Annotated in this window: 9 protein-coding genes; 6 read left to right on the forward strand and 3 right to left on the reverse strand. The window is 61.5% G+C overall.

Going from position 1 to position 10,422, the window contains the following annotated elements; genetic code table 11:
• Window positions 1–142: 142 nt before the first annotated feature.
• Window positions 143–730: an NUDIX domain-containing protein gene (locus JJD66_RS27280; RefSeq protein WP_198716143.1), complete on the reverse strand. Its 588-nt coding sequence runs from the start codon at window positions 728–730 to the stop codon at window positions 143–145.
• A 165-nt stretch (window positions 731–895) separates the two neighbouring features.
• Here JJD66_RS27280 and JJD66_RS27285 point away from each other — a divergent pair, with 165 nt between their 5' ends.
• Window positions 896–1,822, forward strand: coding sequence for an alpha/beta hydrolase (locus JJD66_RS27285; RefSeq protein WP_198716144.1), 927 nt, complete (start codon window positions 896–898; stop codon window positions 1,820–1,822).
• 192 nt (window positions 1,823–2,014) lie between these two features.
• On the opposite strand, the gene JJD66_RS27290 is transcribed toward JJD66_RS27285, so the two are convergent.
• Window positions 2,015–3,175, reverse strand: a complete 1,161-nt coding sequence (locus JJD66_RS27290; RefSeq protein WP_014718172.1) for an alpha-hydroxy acid oxidase — start codon at window positions 3,173–3,175, stop codon at window positions 2,015–2,017.
• Window positions 3,176–3,295: 120 nt separating this feature from the next.
• Between JJD66_RS27290 and JJD66_RS27295 the strand changes: the two genes are divergently transcribed.
• Window positions 3,296–4,081 (forward strand): DeoR/GlpR family DNA-binding transcription regulator, encoded by a 786-nt coding sequence (locus tag JJD66_RS27295; RefSeq protein WP_200649464.1) that lies wholly within the window; start codon window positions 3,296–3,298, stop codon window positions 4,079–4,081.
• Between the two features lie 488 nt (window positions 4,082–4,569).
• Here the strand turns inward: JJD66_RS27295 and JJD66_RS27300 are convergent, their stop codons facing one another.
• A complete protein-coding gene (locus JJD66_RS27300; protein ID WP_032896831.1) occupies window positions 4,570–5,475 on the reverse strand; it encodes a LysR family transcriptional regulator in 906 nt (301 codons plus the stop codon).
• 213 nt (window positions 5,476–5,688) lie between these two features.
• On the opposite strand from JJD66_RS27300, the gene JJD66_RS27305 reads away from it, so the two are divergent.
• The 4 genes from JJD66_RS27305 to JJD66_RS27320 all read left to right on the forward strand — a co-directional run bounded on the left by JJD66_RS27305 (window position 5,689) and on the right by JJD66_RS27320 (window position 10,288).
• Window positions 5,689–6,300 (forward strand): cysteine dioxygenase, encoded by a 612-nt coding sequence (locus tag JJD66_RS27305; RefSeq protein WP_200649465.1) that lies wholly within the window; start codon window positions 5,689–5,691, stop codon window positions 6,298–6,300.
• A complete protein-coding gene (locus tag JJD66_RS27310; protein ID WP_200649466.1) occupies window positions 6,297–7,880 on the forward strand; it encodes a rhodanese-related sulfurtransferase in 1,584 nt (527 codons plus the stop codon). The genes JJD66_RS27305 and JJD66_RS27310 overlap by 4 nt, the downstream gene beginning before the upstream one ends.
• 82 nt (window positions 7,881–7,962) lie before the next feature.
• Complete coding sequence (locus JJD66_RS27315) at window positions 7,963–8,937, forward strand: ABC transporter substrate-binding protein (RefSeq protein WP_198715413.1); 975 nt, start codon at window positions 7,963–7,965, stop codon at window positions 8,935–8,937.
• Between the two features lie 10 nt (window positions 8,938–8,947).
• The gene (locus tag JJD66_RS27320) at window positions 8,948–10,288 is read left to right on the forward strand and encodes an LLM class flavin-dependent oxidoreductase (RefSeq protein ID WP_200649467.1); all 1,341 of its coding nucleotides are present in this window, start codon (window positions 8,948–8,950) and stop codon (window positions 10,286–10,288) included.
• Window positions 10,289–10,422 lie beyond the last annotated feature (134 nt).

Below are 10,422 nucleotides of genomic sequence, written 5' to 3' on the forward strand. Positions count from 1 at the left end.
GGCAAGCCAGCTCCCACATTGGATCGCGGGGCATCAGTTATATCTGTGTCGGCTGCCAGGCCGTCACGGGAGCAAGCTCCCTCGCCACAGATTTAGCGTCGTGCCGAAGTTGTGTAGATACCTATGCACATGAAGGCATACCTCACCACCCCTCTTTCAACATTCGCAGCTCCAGATGCTGCAACAACATAATCGTCTTGCCATCCACAATCTCCCCGCTCTGCACCATCGCCAGTGCCTGCTCAAAGCCCAGCTCCAGTACCTCGATATCCTCGCCCTCTTCTTCCAGGCCTCCGCCCGCCCCCACTCGGTCGCCTGGCTGGTATTCGCCGATAAAAAAGTGAATCCGCTCCGTCACCGATCCCGGGCTCATGAACGCCGCGTAGATTTTCTCAACATGCCCGACGCGATAGCCGGTCTCTTCCTCGGCCTCCAGGCGGATGCGTTCTTCGGCGCTGGCGTTATCGAGCAAACCGGCCGCTGCTTCAATCAGGTAGCCGGGGTAATCGTTGACGAACGTGGGCATGCGGAACTGGCGAATCAACAACACCGTGCGTTGGTCGCGGTTGTACAACAGGATGGTCGCACCGTTACCCCGGTCATACACCTCGCGGGTCTGAGCTTGCCAACTGCCGTCGCGACGGCGCAGGTCGAAGCTGTATTTCTTCAGCAGGTACCAGTTGTCCGAGAGGGTTTCTTCGGCGGTGATGCGCACGGGGCTGTTGTTCATGTGTGGGCCTTTGCAGGTAGGGCAGGTTCAAGCCGTCCACCCTATCAACCCGCACGAGGATTGTTCAATGCTGTAACACTTTCATCCGTCACGGCCGTCGCATTAATGCCTACCCGCCGAGGCCATCTGGTAAAACCCGTGCTTCATCTTTGTTCTGGAACCTTCATGTCTTCTGTTTCTATGCCCCGCCGGGGCCTGCGCTGGCTTGTATGGCTGTGCATGGCCGTGTTGATTGTCGGCCTGCCGGTCGGCTGCGCCGTGTTGCAACACAAGGAGCGCGAACTTGTGTTTCGCATCGAGCCGGGAACCGCCGGCTGGTACACCGGCCTGCCCAAGGCGGTGCAGGAATTCGAACTCAAGCCCGCCAGTTTCAAAGCAGGGCAGAACATTCATGGCTGGTGGTACCCGGCAGCCAACAAAGACGCGCCCGCCATCCTCTACCTGCACGGGGTACGCTGGAACCTCACGGGTCAATTGTTTCGCATCGAGCAATTGCATGCCCTGGGCTTTTCGGTCCTGGCCATCGACTATCGCGGCTTTGGCCAAAGCCAGGGCGACCTGCCCTCGGAAGCCACGGTGTACGAGGACGCACGCATTGCCTGGGAGCGTTTCCAGACCCTGCAACCAGACCCCGGCAAGCGCCTGATCTACGGGCACTCCCTGGGTGGCGCGGTCGCCATCGATCTTGCTGCCGAGTTGGGCAAGCAGGTGCCATTGCCGGTGCGTGGGCTGGTGATCGAGTCCACGTTCACCTCCCTGGCGGATGTCGCCACGGCCGTTGCCAACACCTCATTGCCGGTACGCTGGTTGCTGTCGCAGAAGTTCGATTCCATCGACAAGATTGCCGACATCCACATGCCGCTGCTGGTGGTCCACGGCCTTGACGACCGCTACGTGCCGCCGCGCTTCAGCCAGCAGTTATTCGAAGCCGCGCAGCAACCCAAACACCTGTTGCTGGTGCCAGGTGCCAGCCATAACAACAGCATGAACCTCGCCGGACGCAGCTATGGCCAGGCGCTGGAAAACCTGATGCGTACGAAGATGCCCGCCCAGGTCGTCACACACTCCATAGGCCGCGATAACGCCTCATAAATATGCTTTTCGGCACTGGGTTCGCGCTTGGCTGTCAAGCGCAAACCCTGGCCATGTTGGCCCGAAATACAAGTTGATCAAATAATGATCTTCGCTGAAATCGCCAACGCTGCCGGGCCTTCGCAAAGTTATCCACAGAGATACCCACGGTTTTCGTGGACAACTCTTTTTATATTTTTACGTTTTTTTTGCTCAAGCCGTGCTTCCAGGAAAGGTACCGGGCAACAGGATTTCGCGATTCACTTCGCGTATATCCTTATAGCCACAGAGCGCCATCGACACGTCCAGTTCGCGGGCGATGATATCAAGCGCCTTGGTCACCCCCGCCTCGCCCATCGCCCCCAACCCATACAAGTGCGGGCGGCCGATCATGGTGCCCTTGGCTCCCAACGCCATGGCCTTGAGTACGTCCTGGCCGGAACGAATACCGCCGTCGAGCCACACTTCAATGCGGTTGCCCACGGCCTCGACAATCGCCGGCAATTGGCTGATGCTCGACGGCGCGCCATCAAGCTGGCGGCCACCGTGGTTACTCACCACCAGCGCATCGGCACCGCAATCGGCCGCCAAGCGCGCATCCTCCACATCGAGAATGCCCTTGATGATCAGCTTGCCGCCCCAGCACCGCTTGATCCACGCCACATCGTCCCAGCTCAGGCGCGGGTCAAATTGCTGGGCGGTCCACGACGACAGCGAACTCATGTCGGCCACGCCCTTCACATGCCCGACGATATTGCCGAAACCGCGTCGCTGGGTACCCAGCATGCCCATCACCCAGCGCGGCTTGGTCATCATGTTGAGAATGTTCGGCAGGGTCAGCTTGGGCGGCGCGGACAAACCATTGATCAAGTCCTTGTGGCGCTGCCCCAGAATCTGCAAATCCAGGGTCAGCACCAATGCATCCACCCCGGCCGCCTTGGCGCGCTCGATCAACTGCTCGATAAAACTGCGGTCGCGCATCACATACAACTGGAACCAGAACGGCTGGCCGACGTGCTCGGCGATGTCTTCCAGCGAACAGATACTCATGGTCGACAAGGTATAGCGCAGCCCGAACGCGGCAGCGGCACGGGCAGTGAGGATTTCGCCATCGGCATGCTGCATGCCCGCCAGGCCAGTCGGCGCCAGCGCCACGGGCATGGCCATGTCCTGGCCAATCATACTGGCGCGGATCGAACGCTCGTCGATATTGCGCGCCACCCGTTGACGGAACTTGATACGCGCAAAATCAGTTTCGTTGGCGCGGTAGGTGCTCTCAGTCCAGGAGCCGGAATCGGCGTAGTCGTAGAACATGCGGGGGACACGTTTTTGCGCCAGCTTGCGTAAGTCTTCGATGGTTGTGATCAACGGCATCGGGTCACCTCTCCCTGAACTGAACACAGAGAGTAACCGGCAGGAGCGTGGGCAACCAGCCGTTGCGTTTAGATGGGCCGGCGATTAATCTCGCACAAACCCGCAATAAAGCGCACAAACATGCATAACACTCATCAAGCCATCGACCTGCCTTCCCTGCGCAAACAGAAGATCTTGTTGTTGCTGGAACGCGACGGCAAGGTCACCGCCTCCGAGTTGGTCGAGCATTTCGCCGTGTCCCAGGACACCATCCGCCGCGACCTCGGCGAACTCGCTGCCGCCGGCCTGTTGCAACGCGTACACGGCGGCGCCCTGCCCCGGCCCAAGGACACCGGCAAGGATTTCTTTACCCGTCTCGGGGAAACCAACGAGGTCAAGCGCCACCTCGCCCGCGTGGCGGCGGGCCGGGTTGAAGACGGCCAGATCGTGCTGTTCGATTCTGGCTCCACCACCTTGCAGATCGCACAGTGCTTGCCCCATGCACTGCACCTGACCGTGGTCACGCCATCCCCCATGATCGCCATCGCCCTGGCCGACCATCCGCATATAAAAGTGATCCTGGCCGGCGGCCAACTCAACCCCGCCACGCTCTCCACCGGTGGCCATGACGCGGTGCGGCTGATCCAGAGCGTCAAGGCCGACCTGTTGTTCACCGGGGTTTGCGCACTGCATCCGCAAGTGGGCATCACCTCGCTGCATTTTGGTGAAGTCGCCGTCAAGCAAGCCTTGCTCGACAGCGCGTCCCACGTCATCGCCGTGACCACCTCAGACAAGCTCGGCGCGGTGGAACCCTTTGTGGTGGCGCCATGCAGCCGTATTCATACGCTGATTACCGAGTGGGATGCGCCGGATGTGCAGGCGTATGAACAGTTGGGGTTGCAAGTGCAGCGGGTGGACGTGCAGTGATACAAACCACAATGCGAAGCGAGCCGCTCTTGATCTGCTTTTGATCTTAGGCGCCCCGTTAAACCACGCTGGCCGGAATTCGACAGTGATTTGGGGGGTAAACCGGCAGGGATGCCGGTTTAGCCGCCCCGCGCCATGGATGGCGCGTGGCGGCGGCCCCCCAAATCACTGGCGGATTGCGGGCACACCGAGCCTAGGCGAGGTGCCGAGTGGTGGGGCAAGAGCGTTTTGCTTACTTTGCCGCTTTTGCAAAGTGAGCCGCCGTCAGGGCGGAACCTTAAGTGGCCGTTACCGCAGGAATGGATATGCACTCGGTCTGACAACCTGTGTCGGCTGTCAGGCCGCTATCGCAGGCAAGCCAGCTCCCACAGCTGGATCGCGGGGTGTCAGGTAGGTAAATATCGGCTGGCAGGCCGTCATCGCAGGCAAGCCAGCTCCCACATTGGGTTCGCGAGGTGTCAGGTGGATAGGCGTCGGCTGGCAGGGCGTCAGGCAGCGCTGCGGATCTTGTGCAAAGCATCCGCCACCCATTGACCAAACGCATCCACCGGTCCTTGCAGATTGCCGAGAAAATGCGGATAGATCAGCCACAAATCCATCACCGGTTTGAAGTCCTTGAGGGGCATCGCCGCCAGGTGCTCGCGATGAGCACTGCGTTCCAGCAACGGACGTGGCACCAGGCCAAGGCCGAGGCCGTCGGCCACCAGGCCAAGTTGTAGTTCGGTGCCGAAGGTTTCCAGGTTCACCCGCAGCGCCAGGCCCTGGTCAGACAAGGTGCGTTGCAACCCCGCACGGAACCCGCAACCGTCCGGGTTGAGGATCCAACCGCTCTGGTACACGTCCGCCAGCTTGCAAGGCTTCTTCGGCAACTGCGCCTTGGCACAGACCACTACCAACTCCATCTTGCCGATGGACTCACCGACCAGGTTGTCCGGGAAGATCTTGCCCGCGGGGAACAACGCCACCGCCGCATCCAATTCGCCGCGTTCGATCTTGCCGACCAATTGGCTGCCCCAGCCGGTGGCAACCTGGGCGCGCAAGTCGGCGTATTCGCTGCGCAGATGCTTGAGTGCGTCCAGCAGCACCACATCGCCGATGGTCTGCGGTACGCCCAGGCGCAGCACCCCGGTGGGCGGCGCATCGGTAGCCACCAGTTCGCGCAGGGCATCCATCTCGCGCAGGATCAACCGGCATTGCTCATAGACACGGGTACCGATCAGCGTTGGCTTGAGGGGCTTGGTGTTGCGGTCGAACAACTCCACTCCCAGGGCCTGCTCGAAGTTCTGCACGCGGCGGGTGATGGCTGGCTGGGTCAGCTGCAACGACGCGGCGGCATGGCTGATGGACTGGCAACGAATCACTTCGACAAAGGCATCGATATCGTCAATTTTCATTTGGGCCGCACATACAGATCAGTCATTAAGATGTGCGTGAAGCATAGTAGCCGCACACAGGTCTGGATAGCCCAGCCAGTGATCAATAACGTCTAACACTATTCAAACCGGTTCTAAATTACCTCCGGCTATAAGCTAATCATTAAAAAATAGCATATTAAAAATAAACATTATGCTTAGATAAAAGCATACCAACAGCCCGATGGAATGGTCATGACCCAGGCCCGACACCCCGAGAGACTCAGAGCCTTCATAGGCGCCCTGGCGGAATTGATCGACGGCAACCCGCGTGAAGGCGACCTGCTGCACCGTGGCGGCAAGCTGCTGGCGCAACTGGTCAGCCACGATGATTGGCTGCCCGATGAGTTCGCCCAGCCCGCCCCCGAGCGCTACCAGCAATTTTTGCTGCATGCCGATTCGCGCCAGCGGTTCAGCGTGGTCAGCTTTGTATGGGGGCCAGGGCAACGCACGCCGATTCATGACCACAGGGTGTGGGGTCTGATCGGCATGTTGCGCGGGGCGGAGGTTTCCCAGGGGTTTGCCCGGGCGCCGGGCGGCAGCCTGATAGCGCGAGGCGAACCCGTGCAATTGCTGCCGGGCCAAGTTGAGGCGGTGTCGCCCAAGGTCGGCGATATCCACCAGGTCAGCAATGCCCACGGCGATCAGGTGTCCATCAGCATCCATGTATACGGCGCCAATATCGGTGCGGTGCGCCGGGCGGTGTATCAACCCGACGGCAGCGAAAAACTGTTTATCTCCGGTTATTCCAACGCCTATCTCCCGAACATCTGGGACCTGTCCAAAGAAAAGAGCCCTGCCCTATGACCACCCTATCGACCCGCAGCTTTGCGCAGATTCGCCAGGCCCTGTTGGCACGTGAAGAAGTCGCGCTGATCGACGTGCGTGAGGAAGCCCCCTTTGCCGAGGCCCACCCGCTGTTCGCCGCGAATATCCCCTTGTCCAAGCTGGAACTGGAGGTGTACGCGCGCATTCCACGCCGCGATACCCAGGTCACCCTGTACGACAACGGCGAAGGGCTGGCCCACCGCGCCGCCGAACGCCTGGTTGCACTGGGCTACACCCAGGTCAGCCTGCTGGAGGATGGGCTGGACGGTTGGCGCCGGGCCGGTGGCGAGCTGTTTATCGACGTCAATGTACCCAGCAAGGCGTTTGGCGAACTGGTGGAGAACCAGCGTCACACGCCGTCCCTGGCCGCCGAAGAGGTCCAGGCCCTGCTCGACAGCCAGGCCGATGTGGTGGTGCTCGATGCGCGCCGTTTCGACGAATACCAGACCATGAGCATCCCCACCGGCATCAGCGTGCCGGGAGCCGAGTTGGTATTGCGCGCCCGTGAGCTGGCGCCCGATCCGGCCACGCGCATTATCGTCAATTGCGCCGGGCGCACCCGCAGCATTATCGGCGCCCAGTCGTTGATCAACGCCGGCCTCCCCAACCCGGTGGTAGCCCTGCGCAACGGCACCATCGGCTGGACCTTGGCCGGGCAGCCCCTCGCCCATGGCCAGGCGCGCCGCTTTGCGCCGACCTCGGAAAACCATCGCCAGCTCGCAGCCCAAGAGGCCCGTGGTGTTGCCGACAAAGCCGGGGTAAAACGTGCAACGCTCAATGACCTGCAGCGCTGGCAACAGGACGTGACGCGCACCACCTACCTGTTCGATGTGCGCACCGTAGAAGAATTCGAAGCCGGCCACCTGCCGGGCGCCCGCGCCACCCCGGGCGGGCAACTGGTGCAGGAGACCGACCACGTTGCCAGTGTGCGCGGTGCGCACCTGGTACTGGTGGACGACGACGGCGTGCGCGCCAATATGTCCGCGTCATGGCTGGCCCAGTTGGGCTGGCAGGTCTCGGTGCTGGACGACCTGCAAGCCACGCACTTCAGCGAACGCGGTGCATGGGTCGCGCCCGTACCGCCACCGCCCCAGGCCGAACTGATCAGCCCCCACACCCTTGCCGACTGGCTCAGCCATGGCGACACGCAGGTGCTGGACTTCACGGCCAGCGCCAACTACGTGAAACGTCATATCCCCGGCGCCTGGTGGGTGCTGCGCGCGCAACTGCCCGAGGCCCTGAGCAAGGTACCGAGCGCCCAGCGCTATGTGTTGACCTGCGGCAGCAGCCAACTGGCGCGCCTGGCCGTGCCGGAAGTCGAGGCCCTCACCGGCAAGCCGGTCTTTTTGCTGCAGGACGGCACGGCCGGCTGGGTCCACGCGCAATTGCCCCTTGAGTCAGGCGAAAGCCACCTGGCTTCCCCGCGTATCGACCGCTACCGCCGCCCCTACGAAGGCACCGACAACCCACGGGAAGCCATGCAGGCTTACCTGGATTGGGAGTTCGGCCTCGTGGAACAACTGGCCCGCGACGGCACCCATGGCTTCTACGTGATCTGATTCAGCGCTGCATCGTTTCGCCCAACCGACCCCTTCTCCAGGCGGAGGTATCTCCCTTTACCCAACGCCTGGAGTTTTTCCCATGCTGTATGCCCTCCCATTCAAACGCCTGCTGTGGGGCGCCGCCCTGGCCTTCGGCGTGCTTTCCACCGTCCAGGCTGGCGACCTGCAACCGCTGCGCGTGGCCAACCAGAAATCCACGATCAAGGCACTGCTGGAAGCCTCGGGCGAAAGCCAGAACGTGCCCTACGAGATCAAATGGTCGGAATTCCCCTCGGCCTCGCCCCTGGGCGAAGCGCTGAACGCCGGCGCTGTGGATGTCGGCGCCCTGGGTGATGCCCCTTATGTGTTCGCCCTCGGCGCCGGTGCCTCGATCAAGGTGATCAGCATCATCCATGCCGAAGGCCGTAACACCACCGCGCTACTGGTGCCCAAGGATTCACCGATCAAGACCGCGGCCGACCTCAAGGGCAAAAAAATCGTCACCGGGCGCGGCTCTATCGGGCACTACCTGGCGATCAAGGCCCTGAACGATGCCGGGCTGACCACCCAGGATGTGCAGTTCATCTTCCTGCTGCCCGCCGAATCCCGGCTGGTACTCGACAACGGCACCGCCGATGCCTGGGCGACGTGGGACCCTTACACCACCGTGGTCACCTCACAGAGCAATGCTCGCGTGCTGGTGAGCGGCAAGCACCTGCTGAGCAATCATCTGTACTTCGCCGCTACCGGCCAGGCCATTGCCGACAAGCGTGTGCAACTGGACGACTTTGTCGCCCGCATTGATCGCGCCTACGCCTGGGCCAATACCCATCCCGAGCAATACGCCGCTGCCCAAGCCAAGATCACTGGCCTGCCACTGGCCGTGCATATCGAAGTGGCCCAGGACACCCATCTTTCCCCGGTCACGATTGACGATACGGTGATCCATGGCCTGCAAGCCACCGCCGACACCTATGTAAAAGAAGGCCTGCTGAGCCAACACATCGACGTCTCCCAGGGCTTCGATTCCAGCTTCAACGCCAAGCGTATCCCCCTCGAACAAGCCTCGCGCTAAGGAGCAGAACATGAGCAAGCCACGTCAATTGAAATTCGGTGCCATGGTGCACGGTGTCGGCCACGGTTGGGGCGAATGGCGCCACCCGCAGGCACAACCCGACGCCAGCACGAATTTCGGCTTCTACAAGCAGCAGACCGAACTGGCCGAAGCCGCCCGGTTCGACTTCGTGTTCATCGCCGACAGCCTGCATATCCACCCCAAGTCCAGCCCCCATTACCTCAACCGTTTCGAGCCGCTGACGATCCTCTCGGCCCTGGCCGCGCTGACCACTCATATCGGCCTGGTCGCCACCGTGACCGTCAGCTACACCGAGCCTTACCAGGTAGCACGTCAGTTCGCCTCCCTGGACCACATCAGCGGCGGCCGCGCCGGCTGGAACGTGGTCACCTCGTGGCTGAGTGGCACCGCCGATAACTTCGGCAAGGCCGAGCATCCGCCCCACGCCGTGCGCTACCGCATCGCCAAGGAACACCTGAATGTGGTCAAGGGCCTGTGGGATTCCTGGGAGGACGACGCCTTTGCCTATAACAAGCACAGCGGCGAATTCTTCACTCCGGGCAAGTTGCATGCGCTTAACCACAAGGGCGAATTCTTCTCGGTCAAAGGCCCGCTGAACATCGCGCGTTCGCGCCAGGGCCAACCGGTGATTTTCCAGGCGGGCACTTCGGAGGATGGGCGTAACTTTGCCGCCGAAAACGCCGATGCGATTTTTGTGCATGTGGAAACTATCGACGAGGCCAAGGCCTACAGCGCCGATTTGAAACGCCGCGCCAAGGGCTTTGGCCGCGACCCGGACAGCCTGTCGATCCTGCCGGGTATCCGACCGATTGTCGGGCGCGATGCCGCCGAAGTGGAAAGCCGCTACCAGCAAGCCGTGGCGCTGGTCACTGTGGAAGACGCCATCGTCGCCCTCGGCCGGCCGTTCAACGACCATGATTTCAGCCAGTACCCGCTGGATGCGCCCTTCCCTGAACTGGGCGACCTGGGCGCCAACAGCCAGAAAGGGGGCTCCGAACGTATCAAGCAACTGGCCCGTGACGAAGGCCTGACCCTGCGCGAAGTGGCCCTGCGTTTCTCGCGGCCCCAGCGCGACTTTGTCGGCACCCCGGAACAGGTCGCGGATGCCATTCAGACCTGGTTCGAGAGCGGCGCCAGCGATGGTTTCATCATCAATTCGGTACTGCCGGATGGCCTGCAGTATTTCACTGAGTGGGTGGTGCCGGTGCTTCAACAGCGAGGGTTGTTCCGTACCGAGTACAGCGGCCACACCCTACGGGACAATCTCGGCCTGGAAGTGCCAGCGAACCGCTACAGTTTGGTTGAAACCCACGAGAAAGCGCTGGCCTGAACATATTCCCCTGTGGGAGATTCTATGGTTGAGGGGCAACCCTCAACCAACTTTTGGTTGATATTCGCTTTGCCCTTTCAGCAGAGCGAACACCACCCGAGCAAGCTTGCGGGCCAGTATTACCAACGCCTGTG

Source organism: Pseudomonas sp. MF6751 (genome assembly GCF_016613265.1).
Taxonomy (GTDB): Bacteria; Pseudomonadota; Gammaproteobacteria; order Pseudomonadales; family Pseudomonadaceae; genus Aquipseudomonas; species Aquipseudomonas fluorescens_BV.